The sequence below is a fragment of the Fortiea contorta PCC 7126 genome (assembly GCF_000332295.1).
In the GTDB taxonomy this organism is placed as follows: domain Bacteria; phylum Cyanobacteriota; class Cyanobacteriia; order Cyanobacteriales; family Nostocaceae; genus Fortiea; species Fortiea contorta.
The window spans coordinates 230767-249863 of the sequence record NZ_KB235931.1; the positions used below are offsets into that span (position 1 = coordinate 230767).

The 19097-nt window shown below is 44.6% G+C and carries 15 protein-coding genes and 2 pseudogenes; 9 read left to right on the top strand and 8 right to left on the bottom strand.

The features are described 5' to 3' along the window. Positions 1–10: 10 nt before the first annotated feature. A pseudogene (locus MIC7126_RS28365) lies at positions 11–925 on the top strand (nitrogenase component 1); the annotation flags it as partial. 98 nt (positions 926–1023) lie between these two features. Beyond that, positions 1024–2430 carry a site-specific integrase gene (locus MIC7126_RS0125450; protein ID WP_017655955.1) on the top strand — a complete coding sequence of 469 codons (1407 nt, stop codon included), beginning with the start codon at positions 1024–1026 and terminating at the stop codon, positions 2428–2430. A gap of 615 nt (positions 2431–3045) precedes the next feature. On the opposite strand, the gene MIC7126_RS31055 is transcribed toward MIC7126_RS0125450, so the two are convergent. Next, a complete protein-coding gene (locus MIC7126_RS31055) occupies positions 3046–3687 on the bottom strand; it encodes a GIY-YIG nuclease family protein (RefSeq protein WP_017655956.1) in 642 nt (213 codons plus the stop codon). 346 nt (positions 3688–4033) lie between these two features. On the opposite strand from MIC7126_RS31055, the gene MIC7126_RS28375 reads away from it, so the two are divergent. Continuing rightward, a complete protein-coding gene (locus MIC7126_RS28375; protein ID WP_040630778.1) occupies positions 4034–4324 on the top strand; it encodes a hypothetical protein in 291 nt (96 codons plus the stop codon). 126 nt (positions 4325–4450) lie between these two features. On the opposite strand, the gene MIC7126_RS0125465 is transcribed toward MIC7126_RS28375, so the two are convergent. Beyond that, positions 4451–4708: a hypothetical protein gene (locus MIC7126_RS0125465; protein ID WP_017655958.1), complete on the bottom strand. Its 258-nt coding sequence runs from the start codon at positions 4706–4708 to the stop codon at positions 4451–4453. A gap of 133 nt (positions 4709–4841) precedes the next feature. Between MIC7126_RS0125465 and MIC7126_RS28380 the strand changes: the two genes are divergently transcribed. The 4 genes and pseudogenes from MIC7126_RS28380 to nifK all read left to right on the top strand — a co-directional run bounded on the left by MIC7126_RS28380 (position 4842) and on the right by nifK (position 8893). Next, a complete protein-coding gene (locus tag MIC7126_RS28380) occupies positions 4842–5912 on the top strand; it encodes a KilA-N domain-containing protein (RefSeq protein WP_161606867.1) in 1071 nt (356 codons plus the stop codon). Positions 5913–6093: 181 nt separating this feature from the next. Then, positions 6094–6228 (top strand): integrase, encoded by a 135-nt coding sequence (locus MIC7126_RS29750; protein ID WP_154656030.1) that lies wholly within the window; start codon positions 6094–6096, stop codon positions 6226–6228. Positions 6229–6780: 552 nt separating this feature from the next. Continuing rightward, positions 6781–7389, top strand: a pseudogene (locus tag MIC7126_RS28385) (nitrogenase component 1); the annotation flags it as partial. Positions 7390–7588: 199 nt separating this feature from the next. Beyond that, a complete protein-coding gene (nifK, locus tag MIC7126_RS0125480; protein WP_026100526.1) occupies positions 7589–8893 on the top strand; it encodes a nitrogenase molybdenum-iron protein subunit beta in 1305 nt (434 codons plus the stop codon). A gap of 118 nt (positions 8894–9011) precedes the next feature. Here the strand turns inward: nifK and MIC7126_RS0125485 are convergent, their stop codons facing one another. The 3 genes from MIC7126_RS0125485 to MIC7126_RS0125495 all read right to left on the bottom strand — a co-directional run bounded on the left by MIC7126_RS0125485 (position 9012) and on the right by MIC7126_RS0125495 (position 12868). After that, positions 9012–10193, bottom strand: coding sequence for an MFS transporter (locus MIC7126_RS0125485; RefSeq protein WP_017655962.1), 1182 nt, complete (start codon positions 10191–10193; stop codon positions 9012–9014). A gap of 154 nt (positions 10194–10347) precedes the next feature. Continuing rightward, positions 10348–11604: a cytochrome P450 gene (locus tag MIC7126_RS0125490; RefSeq protein ID WP_026100528.1), complete on the bottom strand. Its 1257-nt coding sequence runs from the start codon at positions 11602–11604 to the stop codon at positions 10348–10350. 25 nt (positions 11605–11629) lie between these two features. Continuing rightward, positions 11630–12868, bottom strand: coding sequence for a cytochrome P450 (locus MIC7126_RS0125495; protein WP_017655964.1), 1239 nt, complete (start codon positions 12866–12868; stop codon positions 11630–11632). Between MIC7126_RS0125495 and MIC7126_RS28390 the strand changes: the two genes are divergently transcribed. Further along, positions 12840–13163, top strand: a complete 324-nt coding sequence (locus tag MIC7126_RS28390; protein ID WP_154656031.1) for a hypothetical protein — start codon at positions 12840–12842, stop codon at positions 13161–13163. The genes MIC7126_RS0125495 and MIC7126_RS28390 overlap by 29 nt on opposite strands. On the opposite strand, the gene MIC7126_RS0125505 is transcribed toward MIC7126_RS28390, so the two are convergent. From MIC7126_RS0125505 to MIC7126_RS0125515, 3 genes are all read right to left on the bottom strand, one after another. Further along, on the bottom strand, positions 13140–13844 hold the full coding sequence (locus tag MIC7126_RS0125505; protein WP_017655965.1) for a glutathione S-transferase family protein: 705 nt from the start codon (positions 13842–13844) through the stop codon (positions 13140–13142). The two genes, MIC7126_RS28390 and MIC7126_RS0125505, sit on opposite strands and share 24 nt — an antisense overlap. Before the next feature lie 32 nt (positions 13845–13876). Then, positions 13877–15484: an FAD-dependent monooxygenase gene (locus tag MIC7126_RS0125510; protein WP_017655966.1), complete on the bottom strand. Its 1608-nt coding sequence runs from the start codon at positions 15482–15484 to the stop codon at positions 13877–13879. A 68-nt stretch (positions 15485–15552) separates the two neighbouring features. Next, a complete protein-coding gene (locus MIC7126_RS0125515) occupies positions 15553–18960 on the bottom strand; it encodes a ferritin-like domain-containing protein (protein ID WP_026100529.1) in 3408 nt (1135 codons plus the stop codon). Between MIC7126_RS0125515 and MIC7126_RS32320 the strand changes: the two genes are divergently transcribed. Continuing rightward, positions 18953–19084, top strand: a complete 132-nt coding sequence (locus MIC7126_RS32320) for a hypothetical protein (protein ID WP_017655968.1) — start codon at positions 18953–18955, stop codon at positions 19082–19084. The two genes, MIC7126_RS0125515 and MIC7126_RS32320, sit on opposite strands and share 8 nt — an antisense overlap. Positions 19085–19097 lie beyond the last annotated feature (13 nt).

Sequence of the window (19097 nt, forward strand, 5' to 3'; positions counted from 1 at the left end):
AGGCAAAATAATGACTCCTCCAGAAAACAAAAACATCATCGAAGAAAGAAAAGAACTAATTAAAGAAGTTCTCGACGCTTACCCCGAAAAAGCTAAGAAAAAGCGCGAAAAACACTTAAACGTATACGAAGAAGGTAAGAGCGATTGCGGCGTTAAGTCTAATATCAAATCTCTTCCTGGGGTCATGACCGCTCGTGGTTGTGCTTATGCAGGTTCTAAGGGTGTGGTTTGGGGTCCCATTAAGGACATGATTCACATCAGCCACGGGCCTGTAGGTTGCGGTTACTGGTCTTGGTCTGGTCGTCGTAACTACTACATCGGCACCACAGGTATTGATACCTTTGGTACTATGCACTTTACCTCCGACTTCCAAGAAAGAGATATTGTTTTCGGCGGTGACAAGAAACTTGTCAAGCTCATCCAAGAACTTGATGTACTTTTCCCCCTCAACCGTGGTGTTTCCATTCAATCTGAATGTCCCATCGGTTTGATTGGGGATGACATCGAAGCAGTTGCTAGAAAAACATCCAAAGAAATTGGTAAGCCTGTTGTTCCTGTACGTTGCGAAGGCTTCCGGGGTGTTTCTCAATCTTTGGGACACCACATTGCTAACGACATGGTGCGTGACTGGGTATTCACCAGAGCCGACCAAGCCAAAAAAGACGGTACACTCAAGTTTGAAGGTACTCCCTATGATGTAGCCATCATTGGTGACTATAACATCGGTGGTGATGCTTGGGCTAGCCGCATTTTGTTAGAAGAAATCGGCTTACGGGTAGTCGCTCAGTGGTCTGGTGATGGCACCATCAACGAGATGTTACAAACACCAAATGTGAAGATGAACCTCATCCACTGTTACCGGTCGATGAACTACATCAGCCGTCACATGGAAGAAGCTTATGGTATTCCCTGTACGAAATATGATTTAATGCAGTCTTATACCAAGATTTAGTCCAGATATGACTTTGCTTAATTTAAACATTGTTCTAAATGGACTAAATTTTAAGACACATTTAAGACACAATGAAAAGCAAGGCACAGGACGTTTTCGAGGATTTCACTCCGCCAGCATCTACCGATGGCAGCTATCTAGGAACGCAGAAACAAATGAAGGCTACTCGGCAGCATCTGGAACGCAAATTTGAGAAAGGTTTGGCAGACACCAAGGCTCGGCTCAAAGCCGCTAAGGTGAAAGTGGGTTTGGTCGTGGCACGAGAAACTATTCAATTGCAAGCATCCCTACCAATCAAGCCAGGCGATCGCGACACGAAAGGAACTGGTTTTAAGCAGTACAAGATTTCGCTAAATATCCCTGCAAGCTTGGACGGGTTGAAAACAGCAGAGGAAGAGGCAAACGAGCTAGGTAAGCTACTCGCTCGTAAACAGTTTGAATGGACTGATAAATATCTGGGTAAAATTGCTAAGGTTGGCAACAAACATCAAATTCTTGGTGATGTTTTAGAAGAGTTTGAAATTGAGTATTTCAAAACACGCAAATTAACAGAAAAAAGTAAACACACCTTTTCTTATTACAAGGACTATTTACGGCGATTGATTGGGCTAGATACTTTATTGACTCAATCGGAGGTTGATAAGAAACTTGCAGAGTTGACGGGAGATTCTGCTAAATACAGCGCAGTTAAATCGTTAAAGGTTTTAAAATCTACTCTTAATTTAACTAGTTTTACTCTTGAACAATTTAAAGCTACACAACCCAAAAGTCAGGCTAGGGACATTCCCAGTGATGAGGATATCATCAAATATTATGAATCTTTTCATCGGTACTCTTTGACTAGAAGCTTAACAATTAAAAAGAGTTGTTTAGACAGTTGGAAGATGTGGGAGTGGGTATATGGAATGCTTGCTACTTATGGACTACGCCCAAGAGAACTGTTTGTAAATCCTGAAATTGATTGGTGGTTGAGTCCTGAAAATAAAGATAATACATGGAAGGTTCACCCAGACACTAAGACTGGTTACAGGGAAGCTTTACCACTGCATCCTGAATGGGTTCACTTGTTTGATTTAAAAAAATTAGAGCCTTTGGAACTGTTAAAAGCTCAAACCGATGACAGAACTAGTTTTACAGATATCAACACTATTCGGGTTAATTGCTCATCATGGTTTAGGCGGGTAAATATTCCGTTTACCCCCTATGACTTGCGCCACGCTTGGGCAATTCGAGCGCATATTATGGGCATTCCAATTAAAGCTGCTGCTGACAATTTGGGGCATTCTGTAGAGATTCACACTGAGATTTATCAAAAGTGGTTTAGCTTGGAGAACCGGAAGAAAGTAATTAAGCAGGCAGTGGATAAAAAAGATGATATGGATGCGTTGAAGGAAGAGAATGCACGGCTAAGGGCTGAGGTGGAATATCTCAGGCAAGCTCTGGCACGGCATCAAATCAGTCAGGTGCTGTCTACTTAACTCACGACTGAATACTGTTTCTTAGCAGAGGTGCATCTCTATCTATTTAGCTTTTGAACTGTTAAACTAGCGTTGCTATCTTTTTGAGCAACATATTTAGAGAAAATGCCTATTTTTTTGGGAATTTATGTTAAAAATAGGCAGGTAGAAATTGTCTACATTCGCTAAAACCCGCTTTTAGCAAGGTTTTCAGCCGTCTACAGGCGTTTGTTTTCCTGGTTTCGCTGTAGACGCTTAATTGTTGCATTGCAACTGAATTGCCACCGCCCATGCAACCGCTTATTGTTTGGGTATAACGCTTCATTCACCCCACATGCAACCGCTTATTGTTCGGGTGTGGACGCTCAATTGTTCGGGTGTAGACGCATTGTAACCGAGTTGCAACCACCCATTAGAGGCACTATTGAGAGGTTATTATGGCACTTTGGGAACGCTTAAGTTCCTTGATGAAAGCGTCAATGGCTTTACCTGCCGTTGATTGCCTGCCAGTTTTTAGCTTGTTGAGCGTGCGATCGCGTGCCGCTTCATAGTCTGGTTGGCTAACGGCTTCGCTATTGGCTACAGTTGAGACTTCATTGGTTTGTCGCCCGGTAGTGCTAGGCTGCTCCTCCTCTACTACCGGGCTTTCGATTTTCCCCGCAGTTCCTCTAGTTGTGCATCAAAGTGCGATCGCAGTTCATTAAACCTTGCTTCTACCTCTTGCTTGAATTCTTGGATGTCTAGAGGTGTAGACGGCTCTACAATCCCTGCTAACATTCCCCTCAGCAATCTTGCAGCTGTCTGACTAAGGGATTTATCCTCGGAAATGTGAAACCCTTGCAGTGATTGCAATTCAGCGTCAGTAAGGCGAAATGAAATTATATTGTTTGGCTGTCCTGTAAGGGTATAGTTTAAATCTGGTTCCAAAAGTTCTATTAAGTCCTGCTCCAAAGACGGAAGCTCATCGTCTTGGATGGAAAACCAAGCAATCCTTGTATCGCCACCAGCTTCTAAAAAGTTAACGGCTCGGTGATGTTGGTAGAAACGTTTTTTAAGGTTGCTTGTCTTACCGATGTATAACAGCTTGTTAGACGACCAAATAAAATAAATAGCCGGGATGTCAGGCAATTTATTCTTGTCAATAAGGGGCAATGACGGCAGGTTAGAGCGTAACATCCCCACAACCACAGATGTCTTGTCTTGTCCAGTCACCTCAACCTGAGAAGCAATGAGCGCTGTCAAGTCATCTGGACAGCGAAAAGTTAACGATACAGACATAATTTTAATTGTCTTACCAGTGCATTACATCAGTCTAACATATACTGCAAGACAGTGTAAAACAAGTTGTGAGTTAATCCTTGACTTTAGTCTAACAATTGTATTACAGTATAGCCATGATGCCTAATTTAAGCGTAAGACACGCGGTTGAGCAAGTAAATCGTAGCGTCGTGTTGCTCCCTAGGTGCGATCGCAATTTGTTGCGAAATCTGCTTCAATGATTTCAGATACCTGATACGACAAATGAAGTCAGCGATTGAATGCGCCCTGGCAGGTGAAGACAGCAATCTTCCCCACCAGCACGACTTCCCCCTTACCAGTTAAAGCCACTAAGGAGGCAATAAAAATGATAGCGTCAGACGCGCCCACTTTGGGCAATTTTCGTCAAGCGCCGCAATTTTGGCGTTTGCGAGTTAGCAAAGAATTCGACAAGCCCGAATATTACATTGGTCAAACCGTGCTGCACAAGATAAAGGTGCGGCAGGGTGAAGTTTTGTACCCGGTAACAGTTTTGGGACTTTCCTGGACTGGCATGGACTGGCAGTACAAAATCTCGTTGCCGGAAGATCATCCTTGGTTTAAGCCAGATGACAATGAGCGGGAATGGGTTGATGACCGGGAGCTAGAGCCGATGTAATCAATTAAACATTCTATATTTGAAACGATCTGTAAACGAAGGCTTAGTAAATTCTGGGACGATTAAAACAGATATATGTGCCTTAGTTTACTATTCTAGTACTCAAATAGAATTTGTTAAGGAATATTACAAGTGATCCAACTGATCCAAGTGATCCATCCTGTGGATCACTTGTTTTTCCTTATCTGGTAACGGTTGTAGCCCCAAGTGATCCAAGTGATCCAAATGATCCGCCATTTTTGAGTTCTTCATAATTGAAAAATCCAAAATCGGTGGATCACTTGGATCACTTGGCTGAAACCCTATATCTGTCAATAGTTTGGATGTGATCCGTTCTTCCGGATCACTTGGATCAGTTGGATCACTTGTAATATTGCTTAACAATCGGCTTAATTAGCGCTTGATTGCTCTGGGCAAGCATTTGAGTTGTTTTTAGAGGTGATCCACGGAGGAACTTTGACAACGTGAATCCACGTTGTCAAACCCAAATCTTGAAGTTGACACCCCGAAAATGTGTGTGTCAAACCCAAATCTTGAAGTTGACACCCCGAAAATGTGTGTGTCAAACCCAAATCTTGAAGTTGACACCCCGAAAATGTGTGTGTCAAACCCAAATCTTGAAGTTGACACCCCGAAAATGTGTGTGTCAAACCCAAATCTTGAAGTTGACACCCCGAAAATGTGTGTGTCAAGCTGTGTATCAAATTTTCGTAGCTTTCAATGGCTACTTATTTCCACTGTGTGGTATTTGCGTCTGTGGACTAAAAAACAACCCCTGTTTGAGCCGGAGTTGTTTAACTTTTTCAAAACAATGAGAAATTTATATATGTCAAACATAGAATGGTTTGGTAATTTAGTGCAAGATGCACAGCGACATGACGGATACATCAACGCTACCAAGTGGTGCAAGCATTTTGAATATAGGCTTGATAGATGGAAGCGATTGCCAGAAACCAAAGCTAAGTTAGAGCATTTGAAAACTACACAGTCAAACGCTGAACCCTGGATTGTTGAGCGCGTAGGTAAAACTTGGGTGACTTGGGTTCACCCAATCATGGCAGTTCACCTAGCCGACTACCTCGATCCAGCTTTCGCCAACTATGCAGCCCAGATTGTTGTCAGATATGCCACAGATGACCCAACTCTCGCCGCTGATATTGCGTCACGCCAAAACACAGTAGAAGGGCTGGATGTCATCAACGAGGCAGTCCAGAAGCAATACAGCCTGATTTTTGGGCGCGATTGGCTCTGTGAAACAGAGAGAATTAAGTTTGATTTCTTAAATGAAACCCCTCGGATGAGAAACAAGTTATCAGAGCGGAACTTAGTATCTGTTTTAAACAATAAATTTGGATTGCCTTGCCAAGGGCTTGTTGTAATTCATCCGTTAAGTGAAGAGATGCTTCAAGATTTTTTAAAAGATAAATATCCCAACATTTATCAAAGGTTCCGTCAAATTGTTGAGATCCAGTCAGGACAGTACTTACACATACCACTAGTGGATGAAACTGCTCTATTTAGCTATTTCATCCTAGAGATTAATGATTGGGTAAGAGAGAAAGGCGGCACCGCGGACCCCTTTAGGTAGTGCGCGTAGAATAGCTGCTGACTTCCAACTTCCAACAGCTAGCTTGGGAAGTTGGAAGTTGCTGCAACGTGCAGCACCAACACCAGCCGCCGCCGATTGTGTACAAAAACGCCAAGCACTTGCAGTAGGCTTTCGGTAAATTGTCTGCAACGCGATTAACTTTCTAGGCACTCAACTCCCCGTGTCGGAAACGGAAAGCAAAACACTACGCCACATCCAAGAGATATCCGGTCACAATGACCTCGGCACACTGCAACGTTATCTTAAGGTGACACCCGAACAGCGGCGTAAAGCAGCTTCTGTGATTGGGTTTTAATGCAATTAGAAACCCTTAAGGGTTCTAAAATACGTTCTTAGACCCCTTAAGGTGCTAATAAATGATTTTTCATAAATCGCTTGTAACGTGCCGTGTCAGAAACAGAAAGCAATAAAGCAACATAGAACATGTTGATACCTTTAGGGTGTCAGCAAATACTGATTCGATTTTTTGTAAAAAGTTTCTTCGACCTTAACCCCAAAGAAACTACTGCATTGCAGCAGACCACCGCAGACGATGCAATATGCTCTACAGCAGAAAATGTTTTCTAATACCTTAAGGTGGTAAGAAAACACAAATGATCAACACCTGCGTCGGTATATTATCCCGAATCATTGTTTGCGTTTGCGGATGCATTGCGACCGGGGGGGGTCAGGCTCGACTAGTAATTCTATTGGGCATACTCCAGTAAGCCACAATTTGCAAATCAAATTACCATTTCACTAGAGTTTTGGATGTTTAAATCACAAGCTTTAAGACAAAAACAAGCCACACAAAATGCATAATTGTAAAACCATTGATATACAAGTATTTTAGCCTTTAATCCACCATATTCCCTGGTTGGAATATAATTTCTTCGGACCCACCAAGATTGCTGAATCTTTACGAGAAATTGCTTCTAAATTTGACGAAACAATCCAAGCAAATGCTGAGAAAGTGATCGCTAAGTATCAGCCTACCATGGATGCGATCGTTTCTAAGTATCGCCCCCGCTTGGATGGTAAGACTGTCGCTATCATGGTTGGTGGTCTGCGTCCTCGTCACGTTGTCCCCGCTTTCCAAGATTTGGGAATGAAGATGATTGGTACTGGTTATGAGTTTGCTCATAACGACGACTACAAACGTACCACTCACTACATCGAAAACGGCACCATCGTTTACGACGACGTTACCGCTTACGAATTCGAGGAATTTGTCAAAGCATTGAAGCCAGACTTAATTGCTTCTGGTGTGAAAGAGAAGTACGTTTTCCAAAAGATGGGTCTTCCTTTCCGTCAAATGCACTCTTGGGATTACTCCGGCCCTTATCACGGTTACGACGGCTTCGCTATCTTCGCTCGTGATATGGATTTGGCACTCAACAGCCCAACCTGGGGATTAATTGGCGCTCCTTGGAGCAACAAAACAGAAGCTAAAGCTAAAACCAAAGCCGCAGTTTAAGGAACTAGGAATAGGAGAGATTGAGGGAAAACCTGGGGTAAACACCCCAGGGGGGAGTGGGGAATTCAAACTTCAAAATTAAAAATTTCATGTAATGAGTGAATTTTGCATTTTGAATTTTGAAGTATATTCCCCCGACCTCATTCCCCAGTCGCAATTCCTCAACCGTAATCAATACAGTCAGCTTGGAGAACCGGAAATGCCTCAGAATCCAGAAAAAATTCAAGACCACGTAGAGTTATTCCACCAACCGGAATATCAACAATTATTCGAGAACAAAAAGCAGTTTGAAAATGGTCACGACCCCGAAGAAGTAAAACGGGTTGCAGAATGGACGAAGGGTTGGGATTATCGTGAAAAGAACTTCGCTCGTGAAGCTTTGACCGTTAACCCTGCTAAAGGTTGTCAACCCTTGGGCGCAATCTTTGCTGCTGTTGGTTTTGAAGGTACTCTACCCTTCGTTCAAGGTTCTCAAGGTTGTGTGGCTTACTTCCGCACCCACTTAACCCGTCACTACAAAGAACCATTCTCTGGTGTATCTTCTTCTATGACTGAAGATGCAGCGGTGTTTGGTGGACTGCAAAACATGATTGATGGCTTGGCTAACTCCTATCAACTATACAAGCCCAAGATGATTGCTGTCTGCACCACCTGTATGGCAGAGGTAATTGGTGATGACTTACAAGCTTTCATCAACAACGCTAAGAACGCAGGTTCAGTTCCTCAAGATTTCCCTGTTCCTTACGCTCACACTCCTAGCTTTGTCGGTTCCCACATCACTGGTTACGACAACATGCTCAAGGGTATTCTTTCTAACCTGACAGCAGGTAAGAAGAAAGAAACCAGTAACGGTAAAATCAACTTTATCCCAGGTTTTGACACCTATGTAGGTAACAACCGCGAAATCAAGCGGATTGCTTCCCTGTTTGGTTTCGACTACACCATCTTGGCAGACAACAGCGACTATCTGGATTCACCTAACACAGGTGAGTTTGATATGTATCCAACTGCAACTAAGCTGGAAGATGCAGCAGACTCAATTAATGCTAAAGCTACAGTTGCTCTGCAAATGCATTCTACCCCCAAAACCCGCGAATACATCGCTAAAGAATGGAAGCAAGAAGTTGTAGTTTCTCGTCCTTGGGGTATCAAGGGTACTGATGAATTCCTGGTTAAACTCAGCGAATTGACTGGTAAACCCATTCCCGCAGAATTGGAAATTGAACGCGGTCGCGCAGTTGATGCGATGACTGACTCCCACGCTTGGGTTCATGGTAAGCGCTTCGCTATCTACGGTGAACCAGATTTAGTTTACAGCGTTGTCAGCTTTATGCTGGAATTGGGTGCTGAACCTGTTCACATTTTGGTTCACAACTCCAACGAAGTATTTGAGAAAGAAATCAAAGAATTGCTAGCTTCTAGTCCCTTCGGTCAAAATGCAACTGTTTGGCCTGGTAAAGATTTGTGGCACATGCGTTCTCTGATGTGTTTGCTATCAGGTTAATTAAATTTATCATCTAGCAGGGAATAGGGAATAGGGAACAGGGAACAGGGTTGAAAATCCGCGGGCTTTGGTGCCGTACTCTCCCTGCTAACACACCCTCGTATATATCTATTTAATACTATGTTTGCCCCTTTTTGGTAGTTAGCAGAGTGTTAAAAACTACAAACGAGCCTAGGGAAAAAACGGCGCTAGCATAAAAAACTGCTTGTATTCCCCAAATTGCATCGATAATGCTTCCTAGCAGAGGGCCGAGGGTTTGTCCCCATGACTGAATTGTTGAGTTGATTCCCATAAAACCAGCGCGAGATTCTTGAGAAGAAAGCATTGCTAATGATGCTTGTGTGGATGGAAACGCCATACCTTGAGCTGCTCCCAACAAAAAAATGGGAATTAACAATAGCCAAACGTTATGAATTGTCGGGATGATGAATAATCCTAAACTGGAGAGAATAAAGGAAATTTTAATTAGTTGAATTTGGGAGAAATGGCGCATTAATAATTGTAATTGTGAAGCAACTAAAGCTAGAGATAATGATAAACTAGTTAAAATAATGCCAATTACTAATTCGGAAGCACCAAGCTGATTGCCGGCGAAGATGGGGATATAAGTTAGGCAGGCTCCTACTTGCAACATGAATAAAGACATGACTGCAAATAATAATCCTAATACTTGGCGATTGTTAATGCTGCTCCAAGTATTTCTTAAATAATTTTTGATTTGGAAATTTTGGACATTATGTTCTGTTCTGGGCAATTTTAGTGTGGTTAACACCATGATGGCTACGGGAATGGCAAATAAGGCGGTGAGAAATGGAAATCGCCAACTAAAAGATGCTAATACTCCACCAAGGAGGGGAAAAATTGCTGAACTAATGCCGTTTAAGCTAGCAACAAATCCCATGACGGAGGTTAACTTTTTTCCTGTATAAAGGTCACTAATAATGGTAAGTTGCAGAGATTCTAAACTAGCTGTGCCAATTCCTTGCAAAAATCGCCACTCTATTAAACTGCGAAAATTAGGAGCAAAACTGCTTAAGGCTCCACCCAACGCAAATAATAGAAGTGAGGGCACAAGTACTTGTTTTCTGCCAAAAGTATCAGCTAGAACTCCAAAAATCGGGGTAACAATTGCACCTGGAAATTGAAATAATGTTGAAACTAAAGAAACGCGATCGCTAGAAATATGAAAAAATTTAGCGATGGTTGGCAATGCGGGATTATAAATTGTTCCCCCGATAATTGCCATTAATGTTAATAAAGTAATAATGTAAAAATTTTTGTCTTGGTGTAATTTATTCATGCTGTTACAAATATATTTTCATGTATTTTATACTACAGCTTTTAACTAGGCTCTACAATTATAGTTTAAGGCTTATTCATGCAATTGCAAAACGCTTGTAGAGACGTTGCAATGCAGCGTCTCTATACTAAAAGCAGTTTTTAATCAATAGTAATTAAGCAATATCCCACTCTAGATAGAGTTCTTTAAAACTACGGTTCATCAAGGCGGGGATATAAGTTAGTTTTTGATTGGGTCGCAGTCGGAGATTTGGTAATTTTGATGATAATATTTCCAGTGCAATTCGTCCTTCTTGACGGGCTAAATTGGAACCAATGCAATGATGTAGCCCATGACCAAATGCGAGATGATTGGCAGTTAGTTGTTGGAAACGTTCAATTTCAAAACTATCTGCTTGATTATATTGTTTTTCATCTCGGTTAGCAGAACCATACATCAAAAACAGCCGACTACCCGAAGGTAATGTGACTCCTGCTATTGAAACTTCCTCGGTGGTGGTGCGAATCATGGCTGGTACAGGAGCGTCATATCTGAGAGCTTCTTCTATCGCAGCCGGAATGAGTGATGGTTTTTCACTAATAGCTTGCCATAACTGTGGTTGCTCTAATAAAAGTTTGATAGTGCTAGCAATTAAATGACTAGTAGTTTTATGTCCAGCTAATATTAATCCGCATAAAACTATGACCATCTCATTCATACTTAAATCAGAGTCTAAAATCCCACTGATTAAGTCATTTTGAGGATTTTGGCGTCGTTTTGTGATTAAATCTGCAACGGCGTGCTGCATAGACACAAAACTAGTAGCACATTCTAATTGAGCTTCTGGTGTGAGTTGAGATGATAATAATGCTGTCATATCAATACACCATTTTTTGATGTTGTGCATCATCTCCAAAGGCACACCATACATTGTGAGAATTACTTCCAGTGGTAGCGGATAGGTAAATTGTGTAACTATATCAACTTGACCATCGTTGATAAAATTGTTGACTAATCTGTTAGCAATGACGCGAATTGAATCTTCTAATACTTGCAACTTTTCTGGTGCAAAAACTTTCATAAAAGGAGCACGCAAGCGTTTATGCAAATCGCCATCACTATTAACTAAGTCAGCAACAAAGGGAAAGCCTTTTCTCAGGACTTGAAATACTTCGGGAGTAAAGTTAACAATGGGCTGGAGGTTATCGGCTGAGGAAAATTTAACCGGGTTTTTGAGGACATTTAAAATGTCTTCATAACGAGTGAGAACATAGCCATTTAAGATAGGGCTATAAAATAACGGCGCTTCGTTTCTAGCTTGTTGAAAAAAGGAATAAGGGTCGTCAAGTTGTGGCTGCACAAATGGTTGAAATTCCTCTTTGAGGTGAGGACAAGTTGTTTGTGCAGATGGAGTGAAATCTTTGCTAGTCATGATTTTTATTACTGGTAAATTAATTTTAGTTAAAAGCAACCTGGAGATTTTTAGGGCCGTGAAACACGATATTGTTTGCCCATGCAATGTTTTTGTCTATTAAGCGCAACTGGGGTAGACGATTAAGTAGAACATTCAAAGCGATTTGCGCCTCAGATCTTGCTAAAGCCGCACCGAGACAAAAATGAATACCGCTACCAAAGCCGGAGTGCTTACCGTCTTGGCGCTGGATATCAAGAATATCGGGGTCGGGAAAGCGTGCGGGATCGCGGTTAGCAGAGCCGAGTATTAAGCCCACGCTGTCACCACATCGAATCAATTTCCCGCCGATTTCGATATCTGCAAAAGCCCAGCGCGAAACCATTTGAACGGGGCTGTCATAACGGATTAGTTCCTCTACAGCACCTGTAATTAATTCGGGATGAGAGCGGAGTAATTGCAAAGTTTCGGGATGACGCAGCAACGCCAGCGTTCCTTTGGCAATAAGATTGATTGTGGTTTCGTGACCTGCAGTGAGAAGATGAATACATGTGGCGAGAATTTCTTCATCGTTCAGTTTATTGTCTTCATCTTGGGCTTTGACTAGGGCTGTGATCAAATCCTGGCGTGGTTCTTGGTGACACTCGGCGATCGCTCTTTTAAAATATGTAATCAAACCCCAAGTGGCTTCTTCAGCTTGAGCATAAACTGCTGGTGAAGGAGTCAGACGAGAGGCGCTGGCGTGTTGCAAAGCTAACGCCCATTCTCGGAATAACGGGCGATCTTGGGGATTTACACCTAGTAATGTGGCAATTACTGTGACTGGTAGAGGGAAGGCAAAATCCTCAACCAAATCCATCGCACCTTTGTCTTGAACTTGGTCTAGGAGATGATCGGCGATGTCCAAAATCGCCGGGCGGATGTTTTCGACCATTTTCAAAGAAAAGACCTTGTTAACGAGCGATCGCAGTCTTGTATGGTCTGGTGGATCACGAAAAACCATCCAGTTGTTAACCATTGACTGAAATCCCCGATATGCAGCCGGTACTGGTGCCCCTTCGCCATCGTTGCGGACTCGCGCCGCTTCACGCCCAAATTTAGGGCTTTCCAGCGCTTGGATGACGTCTTGATAGCGAAACAGATACCAGCTACCGGGTAGCTTTGGGTTGGCGGAAATTCCCCAATGAACGGGGTCTTCCTCTCGATAGCGGCGGTAGAATTTGTACGGGTCTTGGATCACTTCTGGGATAAATGGGTTGAGTCTTTCAATTGTGGAAATGGTCATGGGGAGGGAGGTGGGGAGGTGGAGAGGTGTGGGGGGTGTGGGGGGTGTGGGGAGGTGGGGAGGTGGGGAGATGGGGAGGTGTGGGGAGGTGGGGAGGTGGGGAGGTGTGGGGGGTGTGGGAGGTGTGGGGAGTGTGGGAGGTGTGGGAGGTGTGGGAGGTGTGGGGAGGTGGGGAGGTGGGGAGGTGTGGGGGGTGTGGGAGGTGTGGGGAGTGTGGGAGGTGTGGGGAGGTGGGGAGATGGGGAGGTGGGGAGATGGGGAGGTGTGGGGGCTAAATTTTTTGATAAACTGCTGATGTTGGGAAATTGTCTAGAGGTGGCAATTCCAGGGGGTATGGTAATTGTGAGAGCATTTGTGTGATTTGGTCGTGTCCAAAGCGTTGCACTTGTTTGACGGAGGGTCTGGATTCTAGGCGTCGGACGTAATCTGTGAGTCTGGGTAGGTGTTTGTAGTTGTAAACTGTGCGTAAATAAGTCAGGGTGGGAGCAGCAGCGCAGTCTGCTAGGGAAAATTCTTCACCTGCTAGCCAAGTGCGTCTATTTAAGCGATCGTTGAGGAAAGCGCATCCGGTTTCTAAGAGTCGTTTTGCTTTGAGAACTTTTTCGCTACCCCGCTCTTTGATGGGGATTTGGGTATCTGCAAAGAGTGCTTCCCGTCCACCGTTGATGTAGATATCAATGATTCGCTCTAGTAGACGAACTTCTAAAGCTAGTTCTGGTTGTTGGGGAATCAGGCGAGTTTGGGGTTGAAAGTGTTGGTCGAGATATTCAATAATGATGCTGGACTCGAATAATGTTTGATGGTGATCGGTGATGAGTGTGGGTATTTTACCAAAAGGGTTGATTTGCAGATAGTGCGATCGCGCTTCAGGATCGAAAAGATTGACTTCAACGGGTGTAAAACTTATGCCTTTTTCGTAAAAAGCAATCAGCACTCGTTGACAATAAGACGAGGCGATCGCGTAATAGAGCTTCATGTTAGTCATGTGACAAAAAATTTAAAATAAGTTCAGAAATTTCCGCGCACACGGTCAATCAATGTCGCTGGGTCTTGAGGTAGGTTGTCACTTCTCCAAGCGACATGTCCATCAGGTCGGACTAAAACATAATCTCGCTCGTAGAGTTTGGCAATTTCTGGATTGTCGATTTGTATACTTGCAAAGGGTATGCCTTTTTGGTTGCAGACTTGCTCCCAGGTTTCGACTCCCTGTGCTTTTGAGAAGCACATCAGTACAAAATTGTGACCAAACAAATCTATAGTTGATTTACCAGACTCTAACCAAGCGTGGGGTGCGCGACAACCGGGGTAGCTACTTTGTCTCCATTGGTGGGGGTCGTTGGTCGGTGGTGGGGAGTCGTCAGGGATGATTGCTTTTGACTCATAACGGAAACCAAAGTGAACTCCTTGTGACTCAAATTCCCGCCGCACATCACCGCGATTCATGTTTTCAGCCATTTGTTGACGCGCCTGCTGACCTGCGGGCGAGTCGTTCATAATTTCTGGATGGAGGGTACGTTTGAGAGTACGCTGAAGATTGACGTGAGCCTCTTCCATGTTGCGAACAGCGATTGGACGCCGTTCGGTTTCATAGGTATCGAGGAGGTGGGAACCAGCCCAGCCCTTGAGAGTAGCAGCCAATTTCCAACCGAGATCAACTGCATCAGCGATACCGGTATTCATCCCGAAACCACCAGAAGGTGAGAGAGTGTGAGCCGAATCACCAACAAAAAAGATGCGATCGCAGCGAAAATGTTCAGCAACGCGATGTGTTAAATGCCATTGCATACTGGAGAGTATTTCTATGGGTGTATCCATACCCAATGCTTCTTGCACAGCTTCTACCGGGTCGCGCTGTTCTCCGTCTTCCTGGGGAACTGCTGTTAAACGGTATAAGCCTTTACCGTCAATTGAACGCAGGGGATACCGTAATCGTTTGGGATTCACTAAATAAAATACCAATGCTTTACGTGTTCCCAAGACTTCTGGTAGCTGGGGTGCTTGAAAGAGAATATTCTGAAATACACGGGTGTGGTGATATGCAGGTGCTTTTATACCACATTTTCTGCGTATTAGGCTTTTAGCACCATCACAAGCCACTAAATATTTGGCATTGATTTTTGCCGTATTTTCACTAGTTAAATATGTGATATCTGCATGAACGCCGTCATTTGTTTGCTCAAAGCTGTCCAGGCGACAACGCAGATTCACCGGCCCGTACGGGTGTTGACCCAAATTTTTGACCAATAGTGGGAGCAGCCAATGTTGGGGACAGGGATGCTCTGGCTCTGGTGTGTAGTCTGGTAAAGACCGGGTGCGATGAGACGGAAAATGGAGCCGAAAAATTTCGTAACCACCGACAGCAGTAACCCAGGCGATGTCTAAAGGGTGGTCATCAGGCCAGCCAGCATCACGCACCTGCTGGGCGATACCCCAACGCCGACAAAGTTCCATCGAGCGAGGGCCGACAGTACCGACTTTCGGGTGAGTAATTATCCCGTCGGATTCCTCAACTAGGATACAATCTATACCTTGATAGCGGAGTTCCAGAGCGATCGCTAAACCGACAGGCCCGCCACCGACAATCAAGACATCTGTTTCAATAGTAGTTTTATTCATAGGGATTAGGGGCTAGGGGCTAGGGGTTAGGAGTGAAATCAAATCATCTCCTGATTCAACAACGCCTGTTAATGAAGCAGCCGTTGCGGATTTTTGGCTAAATCTGCAAAGAATTTTGTATAAAAATCAAACATGGACGTCACGGTGCTGTGAATAGCGTCACATTCTCCGGCTCGCTGGGATAAATTTTGAAACCGACGGGCGATCGCTTCACAGGCAACCTCTGGTGTAGGAATATACATAGGCATAGCAATTTCAAAACTGGGGCCTGCTGTTTTACCGCGTTTACCGGAAGGCATACTGACTAACAATTCACCCAAAGGACGCATCATCCCTGTCATCACGTCAATGGCTGCATTCATGATTTTCGAGCGTCTGAAGCTAGCGGTGGGTGTTAACCCGAAGTGCTGTACCATCAGTTGCATCATCAAGAAATAGCACTCATCAAAAATTTGCATCACCGCACGAGTTTCGGGGATCGTCACAATGTTGGTGTTGCCATCTCGATAGTGCAGTGTGGGATTACGCAAGGCGGGATAGGCAGGATTCCACGGTAATGTGGAAGTGGTGCTCACATGCTGTTGAGCTAAGGCTTGGGCGATGCGACAGTATTGCTGGAAGTGGGATTGAGCAAACTGAGGTGAGTTGGGATTGCATCCTTCTCCTTGCTCAACAATTAAGTTGATGGCAAACAGCGCACTTTCCACATCATCAACTTGCAATTGATAATCTGGGTGAAGTTTGTTAAAGTCCTCACGCAGAAATAGATGATGCTCACCGCCAACAAGACCTTTTTTAACAATGAATAAATCTGGGATATTTTGAATTGCTGCTTGAATTTGCCGATATAACTCACTTAAAGAACCGTAGCCGTGGAGGCGATTTGCTGTCGGGTCGTTGCTATCGGTATCTGCGGCTAAATCTGCTTCCAGAAAATCAGGCCATTCAAAACGCATGAACCGCTGTATGGTTGCAGTGCTGAAGGGTTCGAGGGCAAAGTCAACATCTATAGGAAAATGTTGATTAATCTCGCTAAAGTTAGGAACTGCAGCGTAGAAAGGCTCACCCATCGCCATGAGAATGTTGTTGACCATTAAAAAGTGGATCATTTCCTCGTGGGAAATTTCCAGCAACACTCCCCGTATCCCGTAGTCTCGTCCTTCTTGACCATTACCACAGGCTAGATGTAGCTGTGCTTGTGTCCACAAACCGCGACGGACATATTCTTCTCCAGTCACGTAGTTGGGAATGGAATAAGCTGCATAGATGTATTGCAGCATGACTGCTATTTCTATTTCTGCAGCATGTCGCAAAGCCGCAACTAATTCATCACGAGTCTGGATGGTGCGCTGAGTGCGCTTTGGTAGGGCTGGAGAATCGGGGACATAACCCAATTGCTGCTGGTTGTGCAAGAACTTTCGTAAAAGCATTGCTTTTGGTTGCGATAAATCTCGTGATGGCGGCATGTAATAGGTCTTGTGGCGATTTTCGGGGTCGCACATTTGCCACATCAAACGGGCGTAGGTTTCAACTTTGCAACGGTCAGCGAGACTGAAAACTTCTGCTTTCATGAACGAGAAACATAGCTCGTAGTAAGCCAAAATGTGCTCATAGATGAAGTTGAAGTCTACGGCGTCGTCTTCAATATCTTGTAAGTGCCAGTCATCAGGTAGTACCCGGATAGCGAAGAAACCTGCACCAGACCAGAAACCAAGTAAATCATTGTCATCGTTAGCAATGATAGCTTGATCGGGATGAGAGTGATCGCCCAACGCCGACGGTAGCTGCTCAGACCATTTGCGATTTTGGGTTTCTTGAATCCATCTGTCGCCATCATTTTGGAAACTGGTCACAGGTTCTGTCGATAGTAACACCCGCGTAGTTCCTGGCTGAATGCCATGTAAAGTCACCCATCCCCGCCCTTGCTCGTTAGTTGAAACCACACATGTAGTGGCAAAGCTATCAATTTCCTCCCGTTTACCCGGTTTGAAATGTAATATATTCAGTTCCGAACTAGGAGGGAAGTGAAAAGTTTGACCGATGTTGGCTGGGTCTTGCTCAAATTTATAGCGTAGATGAGGTAATGCTCTGGGGTTGTAGAACTGGTGTAGGTAGACCGCCTCGACTGGTGCAGGACGCCCCCGCACAAACGAGCGGATTTCTACTTCTGTGGCAGAATCAACTTTTCGGGAAACTGTTCTCCAATTAGGAAACTCTAAAAATAGACAACTTTCATCTACCTGGAGATTGATTTCTTTTTCTTGGGCGAGAATTTGTCCTTGTGCATCGACAATACACAAACCCTGGTGCTCAATTTCGTCACGCAGATTTTCCCAAGGTGCGGCTAATGGGACATCGACAATGCCGCTGGTGAGTTGATGTGCTTCTAGTTGGTAAGCTTGGGAGGGGATTCTGGCTATTAACCGTTGAGTGGAAACAGTACGTAATTGCAACTCACCAAGGTCAAGTTTAGCAGCGATCGCATGAGTTGGCCCTGGCCCCGGTTTCATTGCCCGCCCCACACACGGTACTGCTGTCACCATATTCAAACTCACGCCTTGAGAACTAACCTGGACACTCAAGTTAGAAAGCTTTTTTGCAGATGCATCTTGGCTAGGAGTCAGCAACCGACCATGAGGGTAAGTACTCATCTCGCCCTCACACCACAAACCAATGCTTCCATGCAGTTCCCAGAAACTGGGCGAGTCTGGCTGTACTGGGGCTGACATATTGCTCAAGCTGAACTGCACAACTAACCCCAAAACATGATGACACTTCATCGCTTCTTGTAGCAAAGATACCGTTGGTGAGAGTGCTGACTCTTCGCCCCACAATAAATCTGCTGCAGTTTTAGAGATGGTGAATTGATGTACAGCCGCACGCTGAAACTCACTATTGAGGCAGTGGTCAGGTAATTCCCGGATATGATGGAAGTCTTGCCAACGGGCGGGTTGCATACCTGCAACAGGAGCAGAGATCAAATTCGGGACTTGATGGGAACTGCCCTGGCGTCCGCAGGTCAACTGTCCTACCATAATTGTGGTTGTCCAGTTGGATGCAGGATCGCAATCAAAAATGCGCGCACGATTGAAGCTTGTACCCAAGTATTCATTGTAATGACCCCACATCTCCACACTGCGTCCCACTATCGGGTCTTTGTGGTCAATCTCGCCGAACTCTGGTTGGGCGCTGATAATTTTGGCATCAATTGCAAAGTGTCCGTTACCCCCGAAATCCCACCCCATCGCCATACTAAAAGGGCCTTTCTCATCCCATTCCCCCTGGGTGTTAAACCGTGGCCCCAAATCATACAGGTATTTGTGAAACTCAGATAAAGAACGGCGATGATCAAAGGGAACCCCATTCATATACACAGTATTTGTACTGAGGTCAGCTAAACCATTTTTGTTGCCTGTGGGCGCGTGGATGCGGGCGGAGCCGTGAAAATGGAGGCGGGGGAAGTTTAGGATGCTCATGGGTGGGGAGTGTGGGGGGTGTGGGAGGTGTGGGGAGGTGGGGAGATGGGGAGGTGGGGAGGTGGGAGGTGTGGGGGGTGTGGGGAGTGTGGGAGGTGTGGGGGGGTGGGGGAGAAATGACTAATATTTCATGTCCA